Source organism: Tunturiibacter empetritectus (assembly GCF_013410875.1).
Lineage (GTDB): Bacteria > Acidobacteriota > Terriglobia > Terriglobales > Acidobacteriaceae > Edaphobacter > Edaphobacter empetritectus.
In genome coordinates this window covers 293464-317737 of record NZ_JACCCU010000001.1, presented here as the reverse complement: position 1 = coordinate 317737, position 24274 = coordinate 293464, and the positions used below count along the sequence as shown (strand labels likewise).

The window sequence follows — 24274 nt, the reverse complement described above, 5'->3', positions numbered from 1 at the left end:
GGGCAAGTAAGGCTCTGTCATGATTGCGATTATCGATTACAAAGCGGGAAACCTGGCCAGCGTGGTGAAGACGCTGAACTACCTTGGCGCGCGCGACATGGTGGTGACTCAGGATCCTGCAGTGGTGCGCGGAGCGGCAAAGGTGATACTGCCAGGGGTCGGACACTTTCAGGCTACTTCCCTGTTGCGCGAACTTGGATTGAAAGACGCGGTGCGGGACAGGATTGCTAAAGGTGCGTGGTTCCTGGGGATATGTGTTGGGTTGCAGTGGCTGTTTGAGGGATCAACCGAGGCTCCGGGGGCGGCTGGGTTGGGACACTTTGCGGGGATGTGTGAGCGGTTCCCTCCTCAGTTTGAGGGTGTTGAGTTGAAGTCGCCGCATGTTGGGTGGAACTCGCTGGAGAGGTTGAGCGCTGGTTCAAGATTGCTGCGCGGGGTTGAGCGTGGTGGTTTTGTTTACTACACTCACTCGTGGCGTGCTCCAGTGATTCATGCAACTGCTGCAGTTACAGAATATGGCGGGACGTTTACGGCGGTGGTCGAAAAAGACAATGTGATGGGCGTGCAGTTTCATCCCGAGAAGTCTAGCGCAGTGGGATTACAGGTTTTGAAGAACTTTGTGGAGTTGTGAATTATGCCTTTTTTGTATGAGTTGAAGATTGCGGCGGAAGAACCTTCTTATACGTTTGTGCAGCAGCTGGTGCCGGCGGGATCGCTTGTCGGGACGGGACAGGCGGTTTGTACTCTGACGGATGGGGGTATGGAGTTCCATGTGCCCGCGCCGCGGCAGGGTTTGCTGGTGGAGTGGTTTGTGGAGCATGGTGCGGTGATCGAGAATGGGGACTCATTGGCCAGGATCGTTTGTGAGGGCGAGTTGGTGGCGGTGCCAGCGGCTGCGCCGATGAGGTTGGGATAGACGATGCTGACGAAGCGGATTATTGCTTGTCTCGATGTGCGCGACGGACGCGTAGTGAAGGGTGTGCAGTTTGTGGACATCGTCGATGCGGGGGACCCAGCGGAGCTGGCGCATCGTCATGCTGCGGCGGGAGCGGATGAGATTGTGCTGCTGGATATTACGGCGACGCATGAGGGGCGAGGGACACTGCTCGATACGGTAAAGCGGACGGCTGCGGCGCTGTTTGTGCCGTTTACGGTCGGTGGCGGGATTCGAAGTGCGGAGGATGCTGCGGCGGTGTTCGATGCGGGTGCGGACAAGGTGAGTATCAATTCCAGCGCTATCGCGCGGCCGGAGTTGATTGGGGAGATTGGCGGGAGCTTTGGAGCGCAGGCGGTGATTGTGGCTGTTGACGCTCGTCGCATCGAAGGCGCTGGCATTGAGCAGGCAGAAGTTTTTGTGAGTGGCGGGCGGAAGGCGACGGGGCGGCGGGTCTTGGATTGGGTTCGTGAGGCTGAGTCGCGGGGTGCGGGGGAGATTTTGCTAACTTCGATGAATACCGATGGGATGCGGGGTGGGTTCGATTGTGAGTTGACCGCGATGGTGAGTGGGGCGGTGCAGATTCCGGTGATTGCGAGTGGTGGGGCGGGGACTGCGGGGCACTTTGTTGAGGTGTTCGGGCGAGGGCGGGCAGATGCGGCGCTTGCCGCTAGTATCTTTCATTTCGGGGTGACCGATTCGCGGGAGTTGAAGGCGGAGTTGCAGCGGGCTGGGGCTCCGGTTCGGCTCCCTTGCTAGGGAATACCTCTTCTGTCCTGCCGGACGGCCCACTACGCTCAGTCACCCCACAAACGAAGACCTGTTTGTGGGGACCCCGATTCGGCGCCCACTTCGTGGGATGTGTACCTTGCGTTGCCCGGGTGGTCGCTTGGTCCTCCCGTTGGTCGGATGATGATTGCTATGCTTCCATCGCGCCGGAGTAGACGGCCATTCCGGCTACTGCGTCTACTCCCATGGCGTCTAAGGCTTCGATTTCGCTCTGTTCTTTGATGCCTCCGGCTACGATTAACTGTTTGGCGGTGCACGCTCTGAGGATCGCGGCTACGTCCAGGGGGAAGCCCTGCATGGTGCCTTCGGTGTCTACGTGGGTGTAGAGAAAGGCGGCGCAGTAGTCTTCGAGCCAGGTGATGGCTTCTTCGGGGGTGAGGTCTACCGAGTCTTTCCAGCCTTTGACGGCGACTCTTCCGGCCTTGGTGTCTACGCTGAAGACAAGGGCTTCTTCGCCGAGGGCGGACTTGAGGCCTTCGGCAAACTCGAGATAGATGAGCTTGTGGCGGCGGATGTGGTCGGGTTCAGCCGGGCGGAAGAGGCTGGAGCCGTAGATGACTCGTTTGGCTCCGGCTTCGAGGAGGAGCTTGCCGTCTTCGGCGGTTTTGAGGCCGCCTCCTACCTGACAGGGCAGGCGCTTGGCGATCATCTCGATTAGGGCGCGGTTGTTGCCCAGACGCATGGCGGCGTCTAGGTCGATGAGTTGGACCAGAGGGTACTTTCGGAAGCGCTCGATCCAGTACTCGAAGTCGTCGAAGGCTAGTTTGAGCTTTTCGCCTTGGACTAGCTGGACGATGCGGCCGCCCATGAGGTCGATTGAAGGTATCAGCATTCTTTCTTCTTTCTTTTTCTCTACATGTTCTGCCCGGACGGGCGTACTACTATGTCCTGCCGGACGGGCCCACTGCGCGTGGGGCGGTCACTTCGTGACGTGTGTACCCCTCCCGTTGGTCGGGAGTTTCATGACTAACTGAAGCCTACGACTGGGTGGGGGATGTAGGGTTCTTCGAGGGAGGTAATCTCTTCCGGCGTGAGTTTGACTTCGAGGGCGGCTGCGGCGTCAGTGAGGTGGTTCGGCTTGGTGGCTCCTACGATGGGCGAGGTGATGTAGGGCTTGCTGAGCATCCAGGCGAGGGCCAGGGTGGCGCGGGAGATGCCTCGTTTCTCGGCGAGTTCTCCCAGGCGGTCGATCACCTTTTTGTCGGCTTCTTCGGTTGGGGTGTAGATGGCTTTGGCGAACTGGTCGGTGTCGTTCCGTTTAGTGGTCTCGGCGTTCCAGGCTCGGGCTAGACGGCCTCGTGCCAGCGGGCTCCAGGGGATGACGCCGATGCCTTCGGCCTGGCAGAGGCTCATCATCTCGCGCTCCTCTTCGCGGTAGAGCAGGTTGTAGTGGTTCTGCATGGAGACAAAGCGGGTCCAGCCGTGGAGGTCGGCGATGTAGAGGGCCTTGGCGAACTGCCAGGAGTACATGGAGGAGGCTCCGATGTAGCGGACCTTGCCGGACTTGACGCAATCGTGGAGGGCTTCCATGGTCTCTTCGATGGGGGTGTCGTAGTCCCAGCGGTGGATCTGGTAGAGGTCGACGTAGTCGGTGCCGAGGCGCTGGAGGCTCTGGTCGAGCTCGTAGAAGATCTGCTTGCGGGAGAGACCCTTCGCGTTGGGGTCGTCGCGCATGGCGTTGAAGAGCTTGGTGGCGATGACGGTGTCTTCGCGTTTGGTGTTGGCCTTGAGGAAGCGGCCGAGGAGCTCTTCGGAGGAGCCTACGGTGTAGATGTTGGCGGTGTCGAAGAAGTTGATGCCGAGGTCGAGGGCCTGCTTGAAGAAGGGCTGGCTTTCGGCTTCATTGAGGGCCCAGGCGTGGCTGCCGGGGCGCAACGGTCCGGCGGGAGGAACTCCGTAGGACATGCAACCGAGGGTGATGCGGGAGACTTTGAGGCCGGTCTTTCCTAGATTTACGTAGTCCACATTGGCTCCTTGGTTCGGGGGGTACCCCCCTCCCCTGTGGGGTATTTTGGGCGGAAAATACTTGTATTCAATGATTTACAGAGGGGTGGGGTCTGCAAAGTATTCAATACAAAACGGTTATGCACAAAATACTTGTTGTCAATAAGTTAGGAGTTGGCTGTCGCGCTTTGCCTTCTGCTCTTTCTCTCTGTATTCAGTATAGCGGTTGGGAGCTAACAAAATGCCATGCGAATGTCATTGATTTGTAAGGAGTTGCGTGGTTATGGGGCTTGACATGCGATTTTTGGGCGGAAAATCGCGAAAAAAAGCAGCGCAAATTAGTTTCGGGTTTGAGGGGCACCCGAAGTACGTCTACGTGCTCTCCGTTGCGGATGCGTTTGAGTTGGCGGTTGAGCTGGGCGGCGGGGTCGTCTGGGTCGCCGTCTTCGGCTTCGGTCTGGCGTTGATCTAAAGCGGTTCACCCACAGCGCGACCGATGTGAAACTGGTCCGGCTTCGTCCAAGTTCAGCGACAAACGCAGATCCCCTTCGGGGATGACAACCAAAAGGACAGACAACAACAACGGCAACGACGAAATACGGGGATCCTTCGACTGCGTGGCTCACACGGTGCCGTGAGCCACTTCGCTCAGGATGACGGTGGTGGTGAGGGGTAGGAGCGTTCAGTAGAACGCGGAGGGCAAAAAGCAGATCCCTGCGGGATGACAAACAAGATGACAAACAAAAAGGACAACCAAGGGAGCAGCAACGGCAAGGACACAAGAACAAAGATGGGCCGGGAACTTAGTCGTCTTTGCCGAGGGCGTCGGCTATGGCGTAGTAGCCTTTGCGGGCCTGAATCTTTTGGCCGGGCTGGCAGGTTATGTTGAGGGTGCGGAAGGTGCCGTCGATCTTGGTGTTGGTGGGGGTGAAGCTGGCGAGGTACTGGGTGCGAAGCTCGTCCTGAATCTGGTCGAAGGCCTCTTCGAGCTTCTTGCCGTTGTTGCCTACGTTGATGACGCGGCCTCCGGTGTCGGTCGCCATCTTCTCCATGTCGCGAGCGCCGGTGTCGCCGAGGTTGATGCCGAAGCCTCCGCCGTAGAAGCCGCGGTCGGCGATGAGGATGACGTAGACGATGGCGTTGGCTTTTTGTGCGGCCTCGGTGGCGGTCTTTAGAGTCTCCTGCGAGCCCTGGTCGCCTCCGTCGGTGAGGAGGACGAGGATCTTGCGGCCGGCCTCCTGGCGGAGCTTGTCGTGGGCGGCTAGGTAGACCGCATCGAAGAGCAACGTTCCGCGGGCGGTGCCGTTGCCTGTAACCGAGCCGGTGCCGGCGCCAGTGTTGATCTCGGCGGAGTCGATCGAGTGTTTGATCTCGCGGGGACTGTTGGTGTAGTCGGAGAGGAGGTTGACGTTAATGTCGAAGGAGATGAGGAAGGCTTCGTCCTTGGGGGTGAGGACATCTTTGAGGAACTCGGCTCCGGACTGCTGTTCGAGGGGGAGTACGTTCTTCTGGCTGCCGCTGGTATCGAGCAGGATGCCGATGGTGAGGGGGAGGTTTTTTTCCTGGGTGAAGTTCTTGGTCTTCTGGAGGCCCTTGTCCTCGTAGATGCTGCAGTCGTCTTTGTGGAGGTTGGTGATGAAGCCGCTCTTGTCGCGGACGGAGAAGTAGACGTTGACGAGGTTGACGTTGACTTTAAGGGTCTGGGTGTCGCCGATGTCGACGGGCTGGGCGGCGGCGTCGCTGGCGGGGGGTGGGCCGCCGGGGGAGGGTGCCTCCTGCGCGTGGAGGGCGGGGGTGAGACTGAGAGCGAGGGCGACGGCGGCGAGGCTGAGGGGGCGCATACCGTATTAGACGACGAAGTTGGGGTGAGTTTGAGGAAAATGTGCAGAAGCTGACCGCGGATTGGCACGGATGATACGGATTTGTAGTGATTTTAGGAACGGCGACGGCTGAGAACAAGCAACTGCCAAAAAAAAATGCGGGGGTTCTTCGCTGCGCTCAGAATGACCAGCTTTGTTCGTGGTCGTTTTGACAAGCAATCAGTTCGGTCAAAGCAATCGCTTCAGTCAAGATGATGCTTCTTTAGGCGTTTGGGGAGGGATGGCGACCTGGGCGCAACGTTGTGAGGGGATGAGGCGTCCAAAGGCATGGCGGTGCGACTGGGGTCCTGCGGGATGGGGATGGCGGCGGGGATGTTGCGCTGATAGTCTGTTAGTTCGTGAAGCTTTGGGTTATGAAGGCCCGGCTGGAAGAGATGGGGGATTTTCGCTTGGTTAGGAACGGTATATTGGCGGGAGCTTTGGCGTGCATGATGGCTGGACAGCCGGCACTGACGCAGGCGCAGCAGGATGCAGCACAGCAACAGCCGATCTCACAGGCGATTCCTGATGGGCCGAAGCCACAGGCGATTCCGGATGCTCCGAGGCCGCAGGGGCTGCCGGTTGGGCCGGTGACGCCCGGTGCTGGGACGACGCCAGAGTCGGCTGGAGATAACTCGGCTCCCACGCAGGATGGCGGTGTGCCTAGCAGGCTGCCGGAGACCGCAGCGCAGAAGCAGGATGATGGACCGCCGCCTGAGATTCCTGCTGCGGGGCAGGGGCCGGGGGAGTTTACGCTGCGGGTGCAGACCAACTTTGTGGAAGTGCCGTTTACGGTGAAGGACAACAAGCAGCGGCTGGTGCCGGGGCTGACGTGGCGGGATGTGCGGGTGTATGAGAACAACCTGCGGCAGAAGCTGGATCTGTTTACGGTCGATCCGTTTCCTCTGTCGGTAGCACTGGTGATCGACCAGAGTATGACCTACGACAATATGGCGAAGGTGAATAACTCGCTGTCTGCGCTGCAGGGGGCGTTTACGCCGTATGACGAGGTCTCGGTGTTTACGTATAACAACGGGCCGAAGATGCAGACGGACTTTACCGGGGCGCAGAGTGCGCGTCTGGAGGCGGTGCTGGAGCGGTCGAAGGTGACGGGGCGCGAGCCGATCTACTACGACACGACGGGGCCGCTGGGGCAGAACATCAGCATCAACGGCGGGCAGGATAGCCATACCGATCCGAACACGAATGCAACTCATGGAACGAGCATCCTGGGAATTCAGAACGTTCCGCGGGATGTACATACGCTGAACGATGCGATTCTGGCGGCGGCGACGGCGTTGTCGAAGACCAAGACCGGTCGGCGGCGGATTATTTATGTAATCAGCGATGGACGGGAGTATGGAAGCACGGCGAAGTTTTCGCAGGTGGTGAAGTATCTGAACACGAACAAGATTGCGGTGTATGGAACGCTGGTTGGCGATTCGTCGCTGCCGGTGATTGGATTCCTGGATCGGATCCATCTGCCGTTGACGATGCGGGATAATATTCTGCCGGCGTATGCGAATGCTACGGGCGGAAACTTTGATGGCGAGTTCCGGCAGAAGGGTATCGAGACGAGCTTTGCGAAGATCGCGGAAGAGGTGCGGACGCAATACACGGTCGGCTACTACACGCATGAGCCGTTTATCGATGGCAAGTACCGGACGCTTGAGGTGAAGGTGATGCGGCCGAACCTGACGGTGATCGCGAAGAAGGGCTACTACCCGACGGCGGGCGACTCGCGGCCTGCGGGGATTGTGTCGGTCAAGTAAGACGCGTGGCCTGATCGGAATCTGATGGAGATGATGGTGCATGGAAATGCGCTGCTGGCGCTGGCTGCCGCAGTGCTGTGGGGTGGTGGGGATTTTGCGGGCGGCATGGGCGTGAAGCGGGCCGGCGGCTCGATGGGTGCGGCGTTGCGGGTGATTTTGCTGAGTCACTGCGCGAGCATCAGCTTGCTGGTGCTGGCGGCGTGGGCGCGGGGAGATGCGTTTCCGCATGGAGCTGCGCTGCTGTGGGGAGTGGTGGCAGGCGTGACTGCTGGGGTTGCGTTGGCTTGCTTTTACATTGCGCTGTCGCGCGGGGCGATGGGGGCTTCGGCGGCGTTGAGCGGGTTGCTGGCGGCGACGATTCCGGCGGCGTTTTCTGCGGCGTGGGAGGGGTCGCCGGGGATGTTGCAGCTGGCTGGATTTCTGGTGGCTGGGGTTTCGATCTGGCTGATTGCTGCGGGGGAGAATGCTGAGGCGAAGCCGGCAGACCGGAGTACCTTCTGGCTGGCGGTGATCGGCGGCGTGGGGTTTGGGATTTACTTCACGGCGCTGAAGGTGGCGGCGGCGAAGACGGGTGTGATCTGGCCGCTGGCTACCTCCAGGATGGGGAGTATTGGGGTTTGTGCGCTGATGCTGGCGGGGATGTCGCTTCGGTCGAAGAAAGGCGAGGGGCAGGTGCGGGTGACGCGGCCGGTGGTGTTGTGGGCGATGGCTACGGCGCTGCTGGATACTTCGGGGAATCTGTTTTATGTTGCGGCGACGCGGGCGGGACGGCTGGATGTGGCGGCGGTGTTGGCTTCGCTTTATCCGGCTTCGACGATTTTGCTGGCGGCTTGGACGTTGAGGGAGCGGCCCACGCGGAGGCAGGCTTGGGGGATGGCTGTGGCGGCGGCGGCGGTGGTGATGGTTACGGTTTAGTAGATTTAGCTGGGTGGGGTTAATTAGGCTGATAGGGAGATAAGAACAAGCAACGGCAAAGGCAATATTTTGTCGCTTCGCCCCTTCGGGCTTCGCTCCGGCCTTCGGCAGAGAGGAGGCCGCTTCGCGGCGGGATTAGACGCAGGCCTGAAGCCCTGCTCTACCTCAGAAGCAACAGCAAGTGCAACGGTAACAGCAAGAACATCGGTAACAGCAAGAACATCGGTAACAGCAAGAACATCGGCAACAGCAAGAACATCGGCAACAGCAAGAACAACAGAAAGTGCAGCGGCAACTGCAACTGCAAAAACGAACAGCAGATCCCTACGGGATGACAAACAAGAGGACAGACAACAGCAATAACACCAGCAACAGCAACAACAGCAATGAAAGCCGCGACAGCGACAGCGGTTAGAGCTTGATGGTGGAGGCGTCTATGGTGGGCTCAGGGAATTTGAGTTTCAGGCTTTGCATGACGTCTACGAGGATGGTAGAGATGGCGATGTTGCGATACCACTTGTTATCGGCGGGGATGACGAACCAGGGGGCGTGTTTGGGGCTGGTGGTGGAGAGGATGTGGTCGTAGGCGTCGATGTACTGGGGCCAGAACTTGCGTTCGTGGAGGTCGGCCTCGGAGAGCTTCCACCGCTTTTTTGAGGCGTCGATGCGGGATTGGAGGCGCGCGGTCTGCTCGTCTCGTGAGATGTGGAGATAAAACTTGAGGATGAGGACGTCACTGTCGACGAGCATGCTCTCGAAGGTGTTGATGTTGTCGAGGCGGCGACGAACGGTCTTTTCGGAGATGAGCTTGTGAACCCGTGGGGAGAGGACGTCTTCGTAGTGGGAGCGATTGAAGATGCCGATCATGCCGCGCGGCGGAACCTGGGCGTGGACTCGCCATAGAAAGTCGTGACGGGCTTCAAGCGGGGTGGGGACTTTGAAGGAGGCGACGTCGCAGCCTTGGGGATTGATGCCGGAGAAGATGTGGTTGATGGTGCCGTCTTTGCCGGCGGTGTCCATGCCTTGCAGGACGATGAGGAGGGCTTTGGTCTGGCTGGCGTAGAAGACGTCCTGCAGGGCGGCGAGCTGGGTGCGGTGCTTGACCAGGACGGCTGCAGCGGCTTCCTCGGACTTGTAGTTGCCGGTGTCTAAGGTGGATTTTTTGGTGAGCCGGATGTGCGCGTTTGGCTTGATGAGGTAGGGGGATTTGATCTTCATTCGGATGGTTCCCTCGTTTTGTCCTGCCGGACGGGCGCCCTGCGCGGGCAACGGTCACTTCGTGACTTGTTTACCGCTTCGCTTGGCGCTTCCGTTGGTCGCAAGCTGAATTCTACGCCGACCAACGGGAGGACCTGTGCCGCTCATTCCGCCAAGACCGGTATACAAGTCACGAAGTGACCGCCGTCCGCGCAGGACGCTCGTCCGGCAGGACACAGGACTTAGCTTTTAGCAAGAGGAGTTGTATCGCGGGAGGAGGTTGCGTTATTTGACCGATTCTTCAGGCTTGGGAGTGACGGCGTGGGTTGTCTCGGTCGGCTTGTTGACCTCGTCGTTGACGCCCTTCATCCCGTCCTTGAAGCCGCGGAGACCTTCGCCGAGGCCTTTGCCGAGCTCAGGCAGCTTCTTGCCACCGAAGAGGACCAGGACAACTACGGCGATAACGATGAGATGTGTTGGTGTAAATAGTTCGCCCATACTGTTTCTCCCTGCAGCCTGGCACATGCACCGACTGCCACCCACTATTGTCGCACAGGTGCGCGCTATGGATAGATACGCCGCAGCGGCCGAAGCAGATGTTGGCTGAACGTTATATCTTGGTATGTGTACACAGGGTAAGTGCACGAAGAAAACTGAAAGAAGTGCAGTTGCAGATGCTGGAAGAGATGCGGAGACGGATGTTGCGATTGAAGACGAGTGGTGCATGGAAGTTGACCGGGGCGCGGAGGACAGGGCAACGCGCCTTCTTTGGAGTGTTGGCGGCGGGTTTACTGATGACGGGCGGGACGCAGAGCCGGGCGCAGGCTACTTCGTCTTCGGCGACACAGCCGACGCAGAACACGGTGCCGATCACGAATACGAAGATCGCTCTTGCGGCGCCGGCGACCTACGACAACAAGTATGAGATCTACGGCGGCCTGAACTTTATGAACTTCCAGGCTGGGCAGTCTTTGCCCAACCGTATGAACCTGGGCGGCGGCGAGGTGCTGGGCACGTACTGGCTGCCGGGAGATCACTGGTTTACGCGGGCTATCGGAGTAGGGGTTGACTACCGGATCGATGCGGGAACGACACCTGTGTTCGCGAACTCGGGAATTACCCGGCCGACGAGTACGACGGGCGGTACCGGCATCAACAACCGGCCACTGGTTTACCTGAATACGATCATGGCAGGCGCGCAGTATCGCACCAAGTACAGGAACCATTATGCCGCGTTGAACTTCCATGGCTACGGCGGCGTGTCTCACGGAACCTTTGACTACAGCTTTAAGGATCTGGTGGTGTCGAAGGCCGAGGCGTACGCGGCTACGGGCCTCTACTCCAACCGTACGAAGCCGATTGCGGCGCTGGGAGCGAGCATCGACTTCAATCGCTCGAAGAACTGGGCGATCCGGATTTCGCCGGATCTGATCCTGGAGCACTTCGGGACCGAGACGCGGGAGTTCTTTTCGGTCTCCGGCGGCGTGGTGTATCGGATTGGCAAGCAGTAGGTTGTCGCTAAGTTGAGCGTAAGAGAAGCGGGTCGCCTTATTGGGCGGCCTGTTTTTTGCTTCTTTGAGTGCGCCAAATAGCAGCCACCTGTCCTGCCGGACGGGCCCACTTCGCGTGGGGCGGTCACTTCGTGACTTGTATACCTTGTCTTGATTGATTGGCGTAGGTTGTCCTCCCGTTGGTCGGGAATGAGACTGCCTCTTATTCTGCTAGGCCTACGTTTACGGGCTTGCCTGGGACGTCGCGGTTGAGGAACTCCGGGGAGACTGGGTTTTCGTAGACGGAATAATCGCGAGTGACGACGGTAAGGCCGCTCTGGGAGACGAAGTAGTTTTTCTTGTCCTCGTTGGGGTCGTAGCCAATGACGGTGCCGTCGGGGATGTGGACGTCGCGGTCGATGATGGCGTGGCGAATGCGGCAGTGGCGGCCGATGTTGACGTGGGAGAAGACGATTGAGGAGTCGACGTCGGCGTAGGAGTTGACGCGAACGTCTTGCGAGACGACGGAGTTGCGGACAACTGCGCCCGAGACGATGGAGCCGGCAGCGACGATGGAGTTGATGGCCATGCCGGTGCGGCCAGGCTCGCCGAAGACGAACTTGGCGGGCGGGTACTGGTAGGGCCGGGTGCGCATGGGCCAGGACTTGTCGTAGAGGTTGAAGGTAGGGGTGACGCCGGCGACGTCCATGTTGGCCTCGTAGTAGGCCTCGAGGGTACCGACGTCGCGCCAGTAGAGGGCCTTCTGCTTGTTCTCGTCGACGAAGTTGTAGGCGTGCATTTTGACGCGGCCGAGGATGTTGGGCAGGATGTTGTGGCCGAAGTCGTGCTTGGAGTCTGGGTCTTCGGCGTCTCTGATGAGTTCGGGGAGAAGGATGTCGGTGTTGAAGATGTAGATGCCCATGGAGGCGTCGACCATGTCGGGGTTAAAGGGCGAGCGAAGCTTGGTTTCTTTTGGCTTCTCTTCAAAGCCGGTGACCTCTCCGTTGCGCGCGACTTCGACGACGCCGAAGGAAGATACCTCTTCCGGCTTGATGGGAAGGGTTGCGATGGTGACGTCGGCGCCTGAGTCGGCGTGCTGCTGCATCATAAGGGCGTAGTTCATCTTGTAGATGTGGTCGCCGGAGAGGATGAGGACGTATTTGGGCTCTTCGGAGCCGATGGAGTAGATGTTCTGGTAGACGGCGTCGGCGGTGCCCTGGTACCAGGACTTGGAGACGCGCTGCATGGGAGGGAGAATCTCGATGAACTCGCCTAGCTCGTTGGCTACGACGGTGCCCCAGCCCTCGCGGATGTGGCGGTTGAGGGAGAGCGCCTTGTACTGGGTGAGGATATAGACGTGGCGGAGGTCGGAGTTGATGCAGTTGGAGAGGGTGATGTCGATGATGCGGTACTGGCCGGCGAAGGGGACAGCAGGCTTTGCGCGATCGCGGGTGAGGGGAAAGAGCCGTTCGCCTGCACCACCAGCGAGTAGAACACCAAGGGTATCTCTCATAATCTTACGGACTCCGAGTTCTGCGTTAGGCGGCTGAGCTTCGTACCACGTCAGTCAGATGCACAAAGCGACCCACGTGTTACAGGGAAACGCGAGTCTACCATGCAGAGATTGACTTTGGAATGTGGGTGGGCCGGAGGCTTCGGGAAGGGATGTTTTGGTGGCTGGGGTCTCGGGCGAACGCGGGTGTGCGCTGTCTCGAATCTGAGACAGCGGCTTTCGTGACTTATCGCCACTCTACTCGACGAGGAGGTTGCTCTAAGTTCTAGTCACCGTCTTCAGGTGCAGTTCGCGCATCTGCTGATCGCTGACCGGCGTGGGCGCGTCCACCATCAGGTCGATCGCCTTGGCCGTCTTGGGGAAGGCAATGACCTCGCGCAGGCTGGTTGCGCCTGCGAGGATCATCACGATGCGGTCGAGGCCAAGCGCGATGCCGCCATGCGGGGGGGTGCCGTACTCGAGTGCATCGAGGAAGAAGCCAAAGCGCTGCTTCGCCTCGGCGTCCGACATGCCGAGCGAGCGGAAGATCTCGGCCTGCACATCCTGGCGGTGAATACGGATCGAGCCTGAGCCAAGTTCGGTGCCGTTCAGAACGATGTCGTAGGCGAGGGCTCGCACTGCGCCCTTATCGTTGGTGAGGCGGCCGGCTTTGATGTCCTCTTCATGGGGTGAGGTGAAGGGATGATGTGCGGCGTTCCATACTTTGGTCTCCTCATCCCACTCGTACATGGGGAAGTCGGTGACCCAGAGAAATTTGTAGTCAGCTTCGGTGCCGGTCTTTTCGAAGAGCTTGTGTTTGTCGGCGAATTTGGCCGCAAGCTGCAGGCGCAATGCGCCTACGCGCTTGTAGATCCACTGCGGATCGTGGTTCCACTTTGCGGGCGTGCCGAGTTTGGGGGTGATTACGATGACCAGATCGGCAGCGTCCACCTGCTTCGTGGCTGCTTCAAAGCGAGTCTGTTCGTCTGAGAGCTTCGCTTCGATGGACGCAGCCAGCGAAGCGAAGGCCTCGTTGGTCTTCAGCCGCGCCACGTCGAGAAAGTCGAGACCACTGTCGCCGAAGGTTGCGCGGATCTCCTCCACCAGCGCGCGCTTCTGCGTTCCACTGAGCGTGCCCGCCTTGGGAATCACGAATCCAAGTACCGGCAGGTCCTTCTCGATCTTCAGCGAATCGCGCAGCTCTGGCGTCAGCACGTCGGTCAGAGAAACCATCGCGGGCAGTCGCATGTCCGGCTTGTCGATGCCGTAGTTGCGAATCGCGTCGTCGTAGGTCATCTGCACAAAAGGTGTCGTCAGAGAGATGGAAGCTGTCTTGAACGCGGCGGTGAGAAATCCTTCGACTACGCGAAAGACCTTCTCCTGCTGGGGGAAGCTCATCTCGAGGTCGATCTGGGTGAACTCGGGCTGGCGGTCGGCGCGAAGATCTTCATCGCGGAAGCAGCGCGCGATCTGGAAGTACTTGTCGAAGCCGGAGATCATCAGAATCTGCTTGAAGATCTGCGGCGACTGCGGCAATGCGTAGAAGCTTCCCGCATGCACGCGGCTGGGGACGAGGTAGTCGCGTGCGCCTTCGGGAGTCGATCGTGTCATGAAGGGCGTCTCAATTTCGAGAAAGCCCTGGTCGACTAGGTAGTTGCGGATCGCCATTGCGACTTTGCTGCGCAGCTCGAAGTTGTGCTGCATCTGTGGCCGCCGCAGGTCGAGATAGCGATACTTCAACCGGACCTCTTCGTTCGCAATCGCATCTTCGGCGGGCGAGAACGGAGGAGTTTTGGCCTCGTTGAGCAGCAGCAGTTCGCTGGCGACGACCTCGATCGCGCCGGTCGGCATGTTGGGATTCTTGAGCCCTGCACCGCGCCGGCGAACCTTGCCCTTGACCGCGACCACGTACTCGGATCGCGCAGCCTCGGCCTTGGCGTGCGCCTCGGTGGAGACCTCTTTATCGAGCACGACCTGGGTGATACCGCTGCGGTCACGTACGTCGAGAAAGATGAGGTTGCCGTGGTCGCGGCGGCGGTTGACCCACCCCATGAGGACGATCTCATGACCGTCCTGTTCGATACGAAGTTCACCGCACATAAGTGTGCGCTGCAGAGTGCCTAAAAAGTCGAGTGTCACGATGTTCCTATTGTACGGAGTTCTTGCGATCTAAATAACGAAGAAGTCTTTGCCATGGCCGATCTGATAAGCCTCAAATCGCGGGTTGTCGTCCAGGACCCTCAACTTTCCGTGCGTCGGGAAAGTGAGTGTCAGGGTTCCATCTACAACCCATTCGACATGCTCTACAGTGCCACCAATAAATTTAGTCAACTGATTGGCGAATTGATGAATGTTCCGTTCACCGGACTCAGGACCAACGACATATTTTTCAAAGACTCCGTCAGCCTGCTCGAACTCGAAGGACGACTCGACGGAGATATAAGTACTCTCTTCATGAAAATGAAGTTGAACCTGAAATTCTCCGAAACAGATCTGGGTCAGCAACTTTCCCTTTAGAAAGCTGAGATCTGCATCTGCTGCCAATCCGTGCATGACCTATCCTCGCAACACTTCGGCCAAATCTGCTCTAGGAACCTTTGTCTGTTCGCCGGCGCTGAAGTCTTTGACCGTCAGGATACCCGAGGAAACCTCGTCTTCGCCGACAATCACCATCCGCCGTGCGAGCTTGTCGGCGGCTTCGAAGGACTTCTTCAATCGAAAGGTTCCGTCTCCCACCTCAACGGCGAGTCCAGATCGACGAAGCTCCTGCGCCAGCGCGAGTGCGGCGGCGTTCTGCGCGACTCCCATTGGAGCGAGAAACGCATCGAGCTTCTGCGCAACAGCAGCCGATTCCTGGGCCTGCAACGTTAGGATCAGCCGGTCTTCTCCGATGGCGAAGCCTATTCCAGGGGCCTTTGGTCCGCCGAGCATCTCGGAGAGTCCATCGTAGCGACCGCCTCCTAACAGAGCGTTCTGTGTCCCGAGTCCACTTCCATCAGGGACGGTGAACTCGAAGGTGGTTCGGGTGTAGTAGTCCAGGCCGCGAACCAGGCGCGGGTTGATGGTATAGGCAACGCCGCAGGCATCGAGTGCGGCAAGCACTTGGGCGAAGTGCTCCTTGCTGGCGTCATCGAGGAAGTCCGCGATCTTCGGGAGGCTGTTGATGATCTCCTGATCGCCAGCATCCTTCGAGTCGAGCACGCGCAGCGGATTGGTCTCGGCTCTGCGCTGATTGTCCGCGCTCATTCGATCCTTCACGGGAGCCAACGCCTTTCGCAGAGCCGCGATGTACCTGGGCCGGTCGGTCGAGGAACCCACCGAGTTGACTTCGAGCTTCCAGCCCTTTACGCCGAGCTCGTTCAGGAAGGTCGAGAGCATCTCGAGAACTTCTGCGTCGCGCAGTGCGCTGTCAGCGCCTGACCATGCTGGTCCGAGGACCTCTGCGCCGATCTGCCAGAACTGCCGATAGCGTCCGCGCTGTGGGCGCTCGCGCCGGAACTGGGGGCCAATGTAGAAGAGCTTCTGCAGCATGCCTGTGTCTGCGAGCTTGTGCTCGATGTAGGCACGTACTACGCCGGCGGTGTTTTCGGGTCGGAGCGTCAGGCTCTGCGCGCTGTCGCTGTCGGCTCGCGTGCGATCCTCCCAGGTGTACATCTCTTTGGAGACGATGTCGGTCTCCTCGCCTACCCCGCGCGCGAACAGCGCAGTATCCTCGAAGATCGGGGTGCGAATCTCCCCAAATCCGTAGCGTGCAAAGACGGCTCTCGCCGTAGCCTCCACATAGTTCCAAAGCGCCGTCTCGGGAGGCAACAAGTCCCGAGTCCCGCGTACTGCCTTCAAAGTAGCCATCTCTCTCAGTGTAGCGAAGATGGAGCCGCTAGTTACGTTCCGGAGGCTTCTGCCAGGTAGATCGCGGTGTAGTCGAGGTAGTTCTGCGCGTACTTGAGGATTAGCTCGCGGTCCATATCGCCGAGTGTTCGCCGCACCTTGCCGGGAACACCTGCAACGAGTGAGTTGGGTGGAACCACTGTTTGCTCTGGGATCACGGCACCTGCGGCGATGATCGATCCCTCGCCGATCTTTGCGTTGTTGAGGATGGTCGCGCCGATGCCAACTAGAACCATGTCTTCCAAGACGCATCCGTGCACGGTGGCATTGTGTCCGATGGTCACCAGTTCGCCTACGATTACCGGATAGAGATAGCGCATGCCGTGAAGGACGGCGCAGTCCTGCACGTTGCTTTTCGCGCCGATGCGGATCGAATTTACGTCGCCACGGACGACTGCGTTCATCCAGATACTGGCTTGTTCGCCGAGGGTAACGTCACCGATGACTTGAGCCGACTGGTCGACATAGCAGCTGGCAGGAATTTCCGGTGTGTGTGCCTGATAAGTGCGAATCATGTAACAAATTCTACCTTTGGAATGCAAAAGATTTCAGAGTGGTATCCGGCCTCGAATTACCAACGATTTATGTGATTTTCTTGACGAAACGGCGTATTCTTGATGTATCCCCATTGGGAGTGGTTGGAGGTGTATTTTTCTTGGCAGAGGTTCGAGTACAAGAAGGCGAACCCCTTGAGAATGCCCTGCGGCGCTTTAAGCGCAAGGTGCAGACAGAAGACATTATCAAGGAAGTCAAGCGTCACTCTTTTTATCTGAAACCAGGTGAGAAGAAGCGTGTGAAAGAAGCGCTTGCACGTAAGCGCAATCGCAAGAAGGTCCGTAAGGAGCAGGATTAGTCAGCTCCACAACCAGGATGTGCCGCCTCTTCCTCGATCAGAGAGTTTGAAGAGGCGGCCATTTGAACCGCTAGAGGTGGACTCCCGCCATCGACTAGCCCCGGCAGATAGAACCTGTTTCCTGGGTTCGCATTGACCGGCAAATCGTAGCAAATTCCACGAACTCGCAGTTTCGGGCCCCCTTCAAAATCCAAAGCGTAATGGTCATCAGTAAAGGTAAACCCCTTGCGGTGTTGCCACGATCAGGCCCCTCGGGTGTTCTTCCTTTCCGTAGGACGGGAGAAGCGGCATGGAATTTCTGGATCGGCTATTAACCTGCGCAGATTGCGGTGGCGAGTTCATCTTCACCGCCGGGGAACAACTCTTTTTCTTCGACAAACAATTCAAGAATGACCCGAAGCGGTGTAAGCCTTGCAAGTCCAAACGGTCCGGGGTGGGACTGAAGGCAGGGGCGGGGCCGGCGGCGGCGGGTCTGTCGCGCACGGAGACGCGTACGGAATGCTCGGAGTGCGGGGTGGAGACCACGGTGCCGTTCAAGCCGACACAGGGGCGACCGGTGCTCTGCCGGCAGTGCTTCCAGAGCAAGCGTGCTCCTACGACGGGGGCGCTGGTGACTGCGGCCGAGACAGCGGGGATGGTTGCGGGTGCTCCTGGGGAGCACGTTGCGGCCAGCGTCGAGCTGCTGGCGGCTTCGCGGGTCTAACTCTTACCCTTTGCCTGTCTCCCTCACAGTAGGATGTGGGTGAGGGATCTATGGGCGTTGGTGACGGGATTGGGCTGCGCGATGCGGCTGAGGAGCTGGTTCGGGCGCGGACTGAGGTTGGGGAGTTCGAGCTCATCGTATGCACGGATGGGACCTATAAGCTCGATGGCGGCGCCATGTTCGGTGTGGTGCCGAAGCCGTTGTGGGAGAAGCGGGCCCCGGCGGATGAGCAGAACCGTATTCTGCTGGGGCTGAATACAGTGGTGGTGCGGACTGGTAAGCATACGGTGGTGATTGAGACCGGAGTCGGCAATAAGCAGCCGGCGAAGATGCGGGAGATCCAGTGCAACCAGGAGCTTCTGCCGCAGTCTCTTGCCGCGGCTGGGGTGAGGGTTGAGGAGGTGGATGTGGTGGTGAACACTCACCTCCACTTCGACCACTGCGGGTGGAATACTACGCTGCATCCGGATGGCTCGGTGACTCCGACGTTCCCGAATGCGCGGTACTTTGCGCATCGTGGCGAGGTGGAACATGGACATCTGCAGCTGGATCGGGATCGGGTCAGTTATCTCTCACCGAACTATGATCCGCTGGTGGAGTCGGGACAGATGACGCTGCTGGACGAGGCTGGAATCAGGGTGAATCCGGAGATCTGTCCGGGCGTGAGCGTGGAGGTTTTTCCCGGTCATACGGCGCAGTTGATGGCGGTTCACGTGGAGTCGAAGGGACAACAAGCCTGCTATATCTCGGATTTAATTCCGACCAGCGCGCACCTGGATCCGACGTGGGTGATGGGGTATGACCTGGACCCGGTGGAGACAATTGCGCAGCGGAAGCGGTTCTACTCGCGGGCGATTCCGGAGAAGTGGCTGGTGCTGTTTACGCATGACCATGAGACGCCGATGGGGCGGATCGGGTTTAATGAGAAGGGCAAGCCTGTTCTGGTGGCGGGCGTTCACACGCCTTTTTGAAGCTTCGCGTGATCCTCCCGTTGGTCGGAATCAACTTCGTTTGCGACCATCGGGAGCGCCAACCAAAGGGGTATACACGTCACGAAGTGACCGCCGCCCGCGCAGGGAGCCCGTCCGGCAGGACAGTTTCTGAAATAGAAAACCCTGCACTTGGGCAGGGTTCTCAGGTGCAGATTGTGGTGACTTGCTGGTGACTTGTGGCCAGTAGCTGGTGACTTGTGGCGACTAGACAGGAACGGAGGTAAGCTCGGCTGGGTCGACGTTGACGAAGCGACCCTGCTGTCCCTTGTCCTGGAAGCGGACTATGCCGTTGACCTTGGCGAAGAGGGTGTCGTCTTTGCCGCGACCGACGTTGGCGCCGGGCTTGAGCGGGGTGCCACGCTGACGGACAATGATGCCGCCGCCGAGGATGGTCTGGCCGCCGAATACTTTGACTCCGAGCCGCTGGGCGTTTGAGTCGCGGCCGTTTTTGGAAGAACCTAATCCTTTTTTATGTGCCATTCGATTGCCTCTTTCGCGCTGCCCTCTGGGCTCTGGCGCTTATTAAAATTTGCCGGGAAGCTTTACTTTGCTGCTTCTTCCTTGAAGCTCTTGCCGTTGACGAGGATCTCATTGATCTTGACCTCGACGAAGTTCTGGCGGTGGCCCTGCATCTTCTTGTACTGCTTCTTGCGCTTGAGCTTGAAGACGAGGATCTTTTCGCCGCGGCCTTCGCCGACGACGGAGGCAAGCACCTTGGCGCCGGTGAGGTCGGACTCGAACTTGCCAGCTTCGCCACTGACGGCAAGGATGTCGGAGAACTCGATGTTGCCGTTCTCGTGGGCGGTGGTTTCAATCTTCAACTTCTCGCCAGGGGAGACCAGATACTGTTTGCCGCCGGTGCGGATGACTGCGTACATGACTAGAACCTCAAGCGAGTCGCGTGATGCTGACCGCTTTCTTCAGAAAATAGATTGTGCTGCATGGGCGCATACAGGAGCACTACAGTAAGCCAACCGGTCAAGCCATCGCAGTCTCGGGTTTCCAGTGACCGCCGGGCCTAAGCCTGTCGTCCCTGCAACCCTCGAGATCATCTTGAGATGAAGACAGACGGGCTGCAGCGCCAAACTTAATGAGTGTATCGCGTTCCTAGATGGGGGTCAACGATGTTCCCTTCTGACTCCTGGCTCCTTGCTTGCCGTGTATGACCCCCTCCCCCCTGGTAGTTGGGTATTTTGGGAGTAAGTCTAATGCTTGCATAGGTTTACGGTGAGGGTATGGCTGCAAGCTGTTGATTGTAGGAGGCTTGTGCGCAAAATATTTATTTTGTTGCAGTTGCCTTTGCCTCCTGCCTGATTGGGTTTTGCCTCTTCTTTAATTGTACTGGTTTGAGCTGGGGAATACGCCACGCGAAAAGCCGCGGCTGGAGCGGGTTTTGTAGTGGTTGGGGGTTGACATGGGTTTTCACGGGCAAAAAGGCAAATGCAACAGCAACAGCAACAGCAAAGACAAATACGGGGATCCTTCGACTGCGTTGCTCACAAAGTGCCGTGAGCAACTTCGCTCAGGATGACGTGGCTTTTCATGGGGCTGATAGGAAAGGTGACGGCAACGGCGACGGCAACAGCGACAGCGACAGCGATGGCACAGACACCGGCGACGGCAACAACAATATAGGCAGCAACGATGGCGGTCCGACTGCATCTGGCAGAGTTCAAGGATGCGAAGGGGTAAGCGCGGTTTGCGGCTTTGCTATGTGAAGTGAATCATGCGGCGGAGTTCTGCTTTGATCTCTTTGCGGAGATTGGGCGGTGCAATAGCTGCAGCGCGAGAGCCGAGGCCCAGAATGACGAAGCGGGCTTGCTGGTAGCTTTCAAACTCGACGTGAAAGAGATGCCAGCCCTTAGGCAGGGTGCGTGATGCGCGATGGTTGAGTGCGGGAACCATAGGACACCAACGCTCGATGGAGGCGACGCCTTCGTCTGAGAGTGCGAGGATCGTGGCGACGGTCTGTTGGCGGTCTTTGAGTGCTGCGGTGCTTTGTTTCCAGTAGGCGGCGAGATCGAAGCCGGACGGTCTGAGGAATGGGAGTGCGAGGACTACGACCTCGCGCATACGAGAGATGCGGTAGGTGCGAGTGCCCGCCGAGGATTGCGCGATGAGATACCAGACGGTTTGTTTGCAGACGATGCCGAGTGGATCGACGGTGCGGGAGCTGGATTCGCCGTCGGCGCGGGTGTAGAGGAAGGTGAGCTTGCAGTCGCGGGCGAGGGCATCCTGCACAAGGGGGAGCATGGAGAGGTCTTCGGGGGTGGGTCTCCAGCCGGTAGGGTCGATGTGCAGGCGAGCCTGAATGGAGTGGGCCTGAAGGCGCATGGCGGTGGGCATGGAGGCCATGAGTTTGTCGAAGGCGCGCTGGGCGGCGGCGGTGAGTTTGCGGTCGCCGAGAGCGCTGGGCTGGGCCATGAGGAGGGCCTGGAGTTCGGCGTCGTCGAGGCCGGGGACCTTGGTGCGCCAGCCTCTTTGCAGCTCCCAGCCGCCGGTTGCGCCGCGATGGGCGATGAGGGGAATGCCCGCTGTACATAAGGCTTCCATATCGCGATGGGCGGTGCGCTGGGAGATCTCGAGCCGCTCGGCTACCTCGCGGGTGGAGAGACGGCCGTGGGCCTGAAGGAGCATGAGGGTGGAGAGGAGGCGATCGGACTTCATGGATTTGTCTGCCCTCCTTTCCTTTCAAATAAAGTTATTTCTTTAATATGACACTAGATGTCATATATAGGAGACTAACTTTCGAAGTGAAAGCCCGAGGCTTTCCAAGGAGGAAGTGCGATGGAGTTCAGGAGATATTTTCTGGAGCAGTTGGAGAGCGAAGCTGAGGCGTCAAGAAAGGCGATTGAGCGGGTGCCTGAGGGGCAGAACTCGTGGAAGCCGCATGAGAAGTCGATGGAGTTGGGAAAGCTGGCGGCGCTGGTGGCGACGATGCCTGGCTGGGTGGCGCTGATGATCGATCACGATGAGCTGGATTTGAATGGGAATGGAAGGAATTTTCAGACAAAGGCGGTGGAGACGCGGACGGAGTTGGCTTCGCTGCTTGAGGAGGGACTCAAAACTTCGCGAAGGGCGCTGGAGAATACGACCGAAGAGCATCTGATGAAGACCTGGAAGCTGAAGATGGGGGATCAGGTGCTTTCTGAGGGGCCGAGGTATGTCACGATTTCGAATGGCGCGCTGAGCCACCTGGCACATCATCGCGGACAGCTTACAGTTTATCTGCGGCTGAATGATGCGAAGGTGCCGGCGATCTATGGGCCGAGCGCGGATGAGTTTCACTAAAGAATGGGGCAGATAGCAGGTCGAACTCCTGCTATCTGTCTTCAGGCGGCTTCTCTGTTCGGTGTGACGATTGGTTCGGCACGAGGAGATTCCTTGGGATCAAGCTTCAAGCTTGAATGGCCAGACTTATGGACCGTGGATGGAAGCTGGCAGAGTTGCGGATGAGGAAGAGATAGCGGTCAAGTTTATCCTTACCCCTCTGGCCATAAAGATCTACAGATCCCATGACTACTTTGTGCGAGTCTGAAATTTGACGCGTTGGCGGTCTTGTTGCATAAAGGAGAGCAAAAGGAGGAGTCCATGGACGTCAAAGAGAAGATGACCTCGATTGGCCCACCAGTGCCGGAGTTGCCGGTCGCTGATGTTGAACGCGCACAACAGCGTTACAGAGATGTACTGGGCTTTGAGATTGGATGGCTTGAACCGGATAAAGGGATTGGAGCCGTGTCCCGCGGTAAGGCGGCGATCTTCTTTCGGAAGAGGAAGCTGCCGTTCGACCCTGCGGTGCACTGGATGTTCGCTAACGATATCGATGCGACATACCAGGAGTTGAAGTCGTCAGGTGCGAAGATCGTCGATCCTCTGGAAAAAAAGCCGTGGGGATTGCGACAGTTCACTGTCATGGATCTGGACGGGAACCTCTTCTACTTCCACCATGACTAACGTCGCATGACTTCGGCTGGACCGACCAAGCCAAGACACGACAGAAGCCGTGGACCACGGTCGCATGAGAGGGCTACCTGGACTTCTGTGATCAGCCGTTCGTGGTCAAGTCTTCTGTGTGTCAGCCTTCGGTACAACTGCGGTGCTTAGGCTTCGGTGGTGTCGGTGGAATCGGTATCGTCTGTCGACTCGTCTTCAGTGAGGCTGATGCGCAAGGACTTCAGAAAGGATACGTCGTTTGAGGTGAATGGGCCCGTGGTGCCTTCTTCGGCGCCTTCAGTGGCCTCGTCGGCTTCTGCCTCAACCTCGTTGAGACCGATGGTGGCCTCAAGCATGAGGAGGACATCAAAACCCTGTTCGCGGATGTTTTTGACGACGCCTGCTATATCCTCCGACTCCGAGACGGACTCGTGGATCGCTTCGCCAAGTTTCTGTATCAGGTTTTTGACCTTCTGATTCAATGCCACCTCCGGGCTGCCCTATCGTTCGAACTACTCCACGCATCGGGTATTCCCAGCGAAGGTGACCGGCGGGAACGGCATTGCGGGTATGTCGGCGTCACTGGCTTCTGGTTAAAGAATACGCCCATGGCGGTGGCCGCCGCAACGGCATTTCTTCAGGGACCGGGTGATGACTCTAAGTGGTTTCAACAACAGTGTGATGGTCGGCCCAGGCGTCTTCTAAGCGGTGAGCGAGAAGCTCTACGGCTGGGGTGCGGCGGCATCCCAGGACCAGAAAGCCAGCGGCGGCGGCACAGAACCCGCCGATCATCCAGAGCGTGCTCTTCATTATGGGGCTCCTCTGTTTGCTCTGATTCCAATGCCGGGAAAAACGATGCGTTGTGGGAGTCGAAATTCTAGGGAAAGTGGCGGATGCGGTGATCGTGGGAATGATTTCGCCGAGTGATGAGGAACGGCTACACTCTTGGGTATGGATTCGGTTCGGTTCGGTCGCACGCTTGGGATTGGGGCTCGGCTGGCGGCTAAGACGCTGGTGACGGCGGTGGATGCGGCTACGGCGCCGAATCCTTCTGTCGCGGGGAAGGCTCCGAGTGCTTCGGCTGCGGGGGCTGAGACTTCTGCGGCGAACGCTGCCCGGAGTAAGGCGGAAGTGTCGGGCGCTCGGCTGGGGGGAAAGACAGCGCGAACGACGGCTCAGGTGGTCGAGACGGGCAAGGGGCTAAAGCGCGGCGGGAAGCGGTTTGGCGAGGCGGTGTGGGGGCCGTTTGCAAAGGCTTCGAGTCAGCTCTGGCTGGAGTTTACCGGGGTCTTCTTCGGGATCTTCGCGGCGTTTGCGGTGAGCAATGCGTGGAAGATGCGCGGGGAGCTGCATGAGACGGCGGGGAACCATGAGGCGCATGGACATCTGCTGCTGGCGGTGGCGATGGCGGTGGTGTTTGGGTACTTCTGCGTGAGCAGCTTTGTGAAGGCGAACCGCAGGGGTAAGCGGAGCTAACGCTTCTTCGGTGTTGATGTGATGCGAACAATGTCGC

The 24274-nt window shown here is 58.7% G+C and carries 28 protein-coding genes; 13 read left to right on the top strand and 15 right to left on the bottom strand.

The window, feature by feature from the left end; all coding sequences use genetic code 11:
* The first annotated feature begins 19 nt into the window (after positions 1-19).
* The 3 genes from hisH to hisF are packed head-to-tail and all read left to right on the top strand — an operon-like array spanning position 20 to position 1693.
* Positions 20-631, top strand: a complete 612-nt coding sequence (hisH, locus tag HDF08_RS01330) for an imidazole glycerol phosphate synthase subunit HisH (protein WP_179636648.1) — start codon at positions 20-22, stop codon at positions 629-631.
* Between the two features lie 3 nt (positions 632-634).
* Positions 635-916, top strand: a complete 282-nt coding sequence (locus tag HDF08_RS01325) for a biotin/lipoyl-containing protein (protein WP_179636647.1) — start codon at positions 635-637, stop codon at positions 914-916.
* A 3-nt stretch (positions 917-919) separates the two neighbouring features.
* Complete coding sequence (hisF, locus tag HDF08_RS01320; protein ID WP_179636646.1) at positions 920-1693, top strand: imidazole glycerol phosphate synthase subunit HisF; 774 nt, start codon at positions 920-922, stop codon at positions 1691-1693.
* 160 nt (positions 1694-1853) lie between these two features.
* Here hisF and HDF08_RS01315 read toward each other — a convergent pair whose 3' ends face one another.
* Positions 1854-2555: a 1-(5-phosphoribosyl)-5-[(5-phosphoribosylamino)methylideneamino]imidazole-4-carboxamide isomerase gene (locus HDF08_RS01315; protein WP_179636645.1), complete on the bottom strand. Its 702-nt coding sequence runs from the start codon at positions 2553-2555 to the stop codon at positions 1854-1856.
* Positions 2556-2689: 134 nt separating this feature from the next.
* Positions 2690-3688, bottom strand: a complete 999-nt coding sequence (locus HDF08_RS01310; RefSeq protein WP_179636644.1) for an aldo/keto reductase — start codon at positions 3686-3688, stop codon at positions 2690-2692.
* Between the two features lie 262 nt (positions 3689-3950).
* On the opposite strand from HDF08_RS01310, the gene HDF08_RS01305 reads away from it, so the two are divergent.
* On the top strand, positions 3951-4139 hold the full coding sequence (locus tag HDF08_RS01305; RefSeq protein WP_179636643.1) for a hypothetical protein: 189 nt from the start codon (positions 3951-3953) through the stop codon (positions 4137-4139).
* A gap of 331 nt (positions 4140-4470) precedes the next feature.
* Here the strand turns inward: HDF08_RS01305 and HDF08_RS01300 are convergent, their stop codons facing one another.
* Positions 4471-5508: a VWA domain-containing protein gene (locus tag HDF08_RS01300; protein WP_179636642.1), complete on the bottom strand. Its 1038-nt coding sequence runs from the start codon at positions 5506-5508 to the stop codon at positions 4471-4473.
* A 467-nt stretch (positions 5509-5975) separates the two neighbouring features.
* On the opposite strand from HDF08_RS01300, the gene HDF08_RS01295 reads away from it, so the two are divergent.
* Together HDF08_RS01295 and HDF08_RS01290 are read left to right on the top strand one after the other, a co-directional pair.
* A complete protein-coding gene (locus HDF08_RS01295; protein ID WP_179636641.1) occupies positions 5976-7298 on the top strand; it encodes a VWA domain-containing protein in 1323 nt (440 codons plus the stop codon).
* A gap of 24 nt (positions 7299-7322) precedes the next feature.
* On the top strand, positions 7323-8213 hold the full coding sequence (locus HDF08_RS01290) for an EamA family transporter (protein WP_179636640.1): 891 nt from the start codon (positions 7323-7325) through the stop codon (positions 8211-8213).
* Positions 8214-8624: 411 nt separating this feature from the next.
* Here HDF08_RS01290 and HDF08_RS01285 read toward each other — a convergent pair whose 3' ends face one another.
* Together HDF08_RS01285 and HDF08_RS01280 are read right to left on the bottom strand one after the other, a co-directional pair.
* Positions 8625-9431, bottom strand: a complete 807-nt coding sequence (locus tag HDF08_RS01285) for a PPK2 family polyphosphate kinase (protein ID WP_179636639.1) — start codon at positions 9429-9431, stop codon at positions 8625-8627.
* 264 nt (positions 9432-9695) lie between these two features.
* Complete coding sequence (locus HDF08_RS01280) at positions 9696-9908, bottom strand: Sec-independent protein translocase subunit TatA/TatB (protein ID WP_179636638.1); 213 nt, start codon at positions 9906-9908, stop codon at positions 9696-9698.
* 176 nt (positions 9909-10084) lie between these two features.
* Between HDF08_RS01280 and HDF08_RS01275 the strand changes: the two genes are divergently transcribed.
* Complete coding sequence (locus HDF08_RS01275; protein ID WP_257031010.1) at positions 10085-10921, top strand: hypothetical protein; 837 nt, start codon at positions 10085-10087, stop codon at positions 10919-10921.
* Positions 10922-11123: 202 nt separating this feature from the next.
* On the opposite strand, the gene glgC is transcribed toward HDF08_RS01275, so the two are convergent.
* The 5 genes from glgC to HDF08_RS01250 all read right to left on the bottom strand — a co-directional run bounded on the left by glgC (position 11124) and on the right by HDF08_RS01250 (position 16795).
* Positions 11124-12416: a glucose-1-phosphate adenylyltransferase gene (gene glgC, locus HDF08_RS01270; RefSeq protein WP_353070381.1), complete on the bottom strand. Its 1293-nt coding sequence runs from the start codon at positions 12414-12416 to the stop codon at positions 11124-11126.
* 255 nt (positions 12417-12671) lie between these two features.
* Complete coding sequence (gene aspS, locus HDF08_RS01265; protein ID WP_179636636.1) at positions 12672-14492, bottom strand: aspartate--tRNA ligase; 1821 nt, start codon at positions 14490-14492, stop codon at positions 12672-12674.
* A gap of 69 nt (positions 14493-14561) precedes the next feature.
* Positions 14562-14945 (bottom strand): DUF6188 family protein, encoded by a 384-nt coding sequence (locus HDF08_RS01260; RefSeq protein WP_179636635.1) that lies wholly within the window; start codon positions 14943-14945, stop codon positions 14562-14564.
* 3 nt (positions 14946-14948) lie between these two features.
* A complete protein-coding gene (gene hisS / locus HDF08_RS01255; RefSeq protein ID WP_179636634.1) occupies positions 14949-16241 on the bottom strand; it encodes a histidine--tRNA ligase in 1293 nt (430 codons plus the stop codon).
* 32 nt (positions 16242-16273) lie between these two features.
* On the bottom strand, positions 16274-16795 hold the full coding sequence (locus tag HDF08_RS01250) for a gamma carbonic anhydrase family protein (RefSeq protein ID WP_179636633.1): 522 nt from the start codon (positions 16793-16795) through the stop codon (positions 16274-16276).
* A 140-nt stretch (positions 16796-16935) separates the two neighbouring features.
* On the opposite strand from HDF08_RS01250, the gene rpsU reads away from it, so the two are divergent.
* The 3 genes from rpsU (at position 16936) to HDF08_RS01235 (ending at position 18807) form a co-directional block, all read left to right on the top strand.
* Positions 16936-17133, top strand: a complete 198-nt coding sequence (gene rpsU, locus HDF08_RS01245; protein WP_014267628.1) for a 30S ribosomal protein S21 — start codon at positions 16936-16938, stop codon at positions 17131-17133.
* Positions 17134-17422: 289 nt separating this feature from the next.
* Positions 17423-17836: a zinc-ribbon domain containing protein gene (locus tag HDF08_RS01240; RefSeq protein WP_179636632.1), complete on the top strand. Its 414-nt coding sequence runs from the start codon at positions 17423-17425 to the stop codon at positions 17834-17836.
* Positions 17837-17886: 50 nt separating this feature from the next.
* The gene (locus tag HDF08_RS01235) at positions 17887-18807 is read left to right on the top strand and encodes an MBL fold metallo-hydrolase (protein ID WP_179636631.1); all 921 of its coding nucleotides are present in this window, start codon (positions 17887-17889) and stop codon (positions 18805-18807) included.
* A 225-nt stretch (positions 18808-19032) separates the two neighbouring features.
* On the opposite strand, the gene rpmA is transcribed toward HDF08_RS01235, so the two are convergent.
* The 3 genes from rpmA to HDF08_RS01220 all read right to left on the bottom strand — a co-directional run bounded on the left by rpmA (position 19033) and on the right by HDF08_RS01220 (position 21495).
* Complete coding sequence (rpmA, locus tag HDF08_RS01230; protein WP_158942398.1) at positions 19033-19308, bottom strand: 50S ribosomal protein L27; 276 nt, start codon at positions 19306-19308, stop codon at positions 19033-19035.
* A 62-nt stretch (positions 19309-19370) separates the two neighbouring features.
* Entirely contained in the window at positions 19371-19706 is a 336-nt protein-coding gene (gene rplU, locus HDF08_RS01225) for a 50S ribosomal protein L21 (protein ID WP_179636630.1), read from the bottom strand.
* 832 nt (positions 19707-20538) lie between these two features.
* A complete protein-coding gene (locus tag HDF08_RS01220) occupies positions 20539-21495 on the bottom strand; it encodes a helix-turn-helix transcriptional regulator (RefSeq protein ID WP_179636629.1) in 957 nt (318 codons plus the stop codon).
* A 120-nt stretch (positions 21496-21615) separates the two neighbouring features.
* Here HDF08_RS01220 and HDF08_RS01215 point away from each other — a divergent pair, with 120 nt between their 5' ends.
* Together HDF08_RS01215 and HDF08_RS01210 are read left to right on the top strand one after the other, a co-directional pair.
* Positions 21616-22119: a DinB family protein gene (locus HDF08_RS01215; protein ID WP_179636628.1), complete on the top strand. Its 504-nt coding sequence runs from the start codon at positions 21616-21618 to the stop codon at positions 22117-22119.
* Between the two features lie 300 nt (positions 22120-22419).
* On the top strand, positions 22420-22782 hold the full coding sequence (locus HDF08_RS01210) for a VOC family protein (RefSeq protein WP_218884469.1): 363 nt from the start codon (positions 22420-22422) through the stop codon (positions 22780-22782).
* Positions 22783-22928: 146 nt separating this feature from the next.
* Here HDF08_RS01210 and HDF08_RS01205 read toward each other — a convergent pair whose 3' ends face one another.
* Both HDF08_RS01205 and HDF08_RS01200 read right to left on the bottom strand, forming a co-directional pair.
* A complete protein-coding gene (locus tag HDF08_RS01205; RefSeq protein ID WP_373563096.1) occupies positions 22929-23249 on the bottom strand; it encodes a hypothetical protein in 321 nt (106 codons plus the stop codon).
* Between the two features lie 169 nt (positions 23250-23418).
* Complete coding sequence (locus tag HDF08_RS01200; protein WP_179636415.1) at positions 23419-23571, bottom strand: hypothetical protein; 153 nt, start codon at positions 23569-23571, stop codon at positions 23419-23421.
* Between the two features lie 135 nt (positions 23572-23706).
* On the opposite strand from HDF08_RS01200, the gene HDF08_RS01195 reads away from it, so the two are divergent.
* Positions 23707-24237, top strand: coding sequence for a hypothetical protein (locus tag HDF08_RS01195; protein ID WP_179636626.1), 531 nt, complete (start codon positions 23707-23709; stop codon positions 24235-24237).
* Positions 24238-24274 lie beyond the last annotated feature (37 nt).

Excerpts from the sequence above, each read along its gene's own strand:
- HDF08_RS01300 (WP_179636642.1), bottom strand. The coding sequence starts at position 5,508 with ATGCGCCCCCTCAGCCTCGCCGCCGTCGCCCTCGCTCTCAGTCTCACC.
- HDF08_RS01210 (WP_218884469.1), top strand. The coding sequence starts at position 22,420 with ATGGACGTCAAAGAGAAGATGACCTCGATTGGCCCACCAGTGCCGGAG.
- hisH (WP_179636648.1), top strand. The coding sequence starts at position 20 with ATGATTGCGATTATCGATTACAAAGCGGGAAACCTGGCCAGCGTGGTG.
- HDF08_RS01315 (WP_179636645.1), bottom strand. The coding sequence starts at position 2,555 with ATGCTGATACCTTCAATCGACCTCATGGGCGGCCGCATCGTCCAGCTA.
- HDF08_RS01295 (WP_179636641.1), top strand. The coding sequence starts at position 5,976 with ATGATGGCTGGACAGCCGGCACTGACGCAGGCGCAGCAGGATGCAGCA.
- HDF08_RS01235 (WP_179636631.1), top strand. The coding sequence starts at position 17,887 with ATGGGCGTTGGTGACGGGATTGGGCTGCGCGATGCGGCTGAGGAGCTG.
- HDF08_RS01290 (WP_179636640.1), top strand. The coding sequence starts at position 7,323 with ATGGAGATGATGGTGCATGGAAATGCGCTGCTGGCGCTGGCTGCCGCA.
- HDF08_RS01305 (WP_179636643.1), top strand. The coding sequence starts at position 3,951 with ATGGGGCTTGACATGCGATTTTTGGGCGGAAAATCGCGAAAAAAAGCA.
- HDF08_RS01280 (WP_179636638.1), bottom strand. The coding sequence starts at position 9,908 with ATGGGCGAACTATTTACACCAACACATCTCATCGTTATCGCCGTAGTT.
- rplU (WP_179636630.1), bottom strand. The coding sequence starts at position 19,706 with ATGTACGCAGTCATCCGCACCGGCGGCAAACAGTATCTGGTCTCCCCT.
- aspS (WP_179636636.1), bottom strand. The coding sequence starts at position 14,492 with ATGTGCGGTGAACTTCGTATCGAACAGGACGGTCATGAGATCGTCCTC.
- HDF08_RS01260 (WP_179636635.1), bottom strand. The coding sequence starts at position 14,945 with ATGCACGGATTGGCAGCAGATGCAGATCTCAGCTTTCTAAAGGGAAAG.
- HDF08_RS01200 (WP_179636415.1), bottom strand. The coding sequence starts at position 23,571 with ATGAAGAGCACGCTCTGGATGATCGGCGGGTTCTGTGCCGCCGCCGCT.
- HDF08_RS01250 (WP_179636633.1), bottom strand. The coding sequence starts at position 16,795 with ATGATTCGCACTTATCAGGCACACACACCGGAAATTCCTGCCAGCTGC.
- HDF08_RS01220 (WP_179636629.1), bottom strand. The coding sequence starts at position 21,495 with ATGAAGTCCGATCGCCTCCTCTCCACCCTCATGCTCCTTCAGGCCCAC.
- HDF08_RS01215 (WP_179636628.1), top strand. The coding sequence starts at position 21,616 with ATGGAGTTCAGGAGATATTTTCTGGAGCAGTTGGAGAGCGAAGCTGAG.
- hisF (WP_179636646.1), top strand. The coding sequence starts at position 920 with ATGCTGACGAAGCGGATTATTGCTTGTCTCGATGTGCGCGACGGACGC.
- hisS (WP_179636634.1), bottom strand. The coding sequence starts at position 16,241 with ATGGCTACTTTGAAGGCAGTACGCGGGACTCGGGACTTGTTGCCTCCC.
- HDF08_RS01325 (WP_179636647.1), top strand. The coding sequence starts at position 635 with ATGCCTTTTTTGTATGAGTTGAAGATTGCGGCGGAAGAACCTTCTTAT.
- HDF08_RS01275 (WP_257031010.1), top strand. The coding sequence starts at position 10,085 with ATGCTGGAAGAGATGCGGAGACGGATGTTGCGATTGAAGACGAGTGGT.
- rpmA (WP_158942398.1), bottom strand. The coding sequence starts at position 19,308 with ATGGCACATAAAAAAGGATTAGGTTCTTCCAAAAACGGCCGCGACTCA.
- HDF08_RS01285 (WP_179636639.1), bottom strand. The coding sequence starts at position 9,431 with ATGAAGATCAAATCCCCCTACCTCATCAAGCCAAACGCGCACATCCGG.
- HDF08_RS01240 (WP_179636632.1), top strand. The coding sequence starts at position 17,423 with ATGGAATTTCTGGATCGGCTATTAACCTGCGCAGATTGCGGTGGCGAG.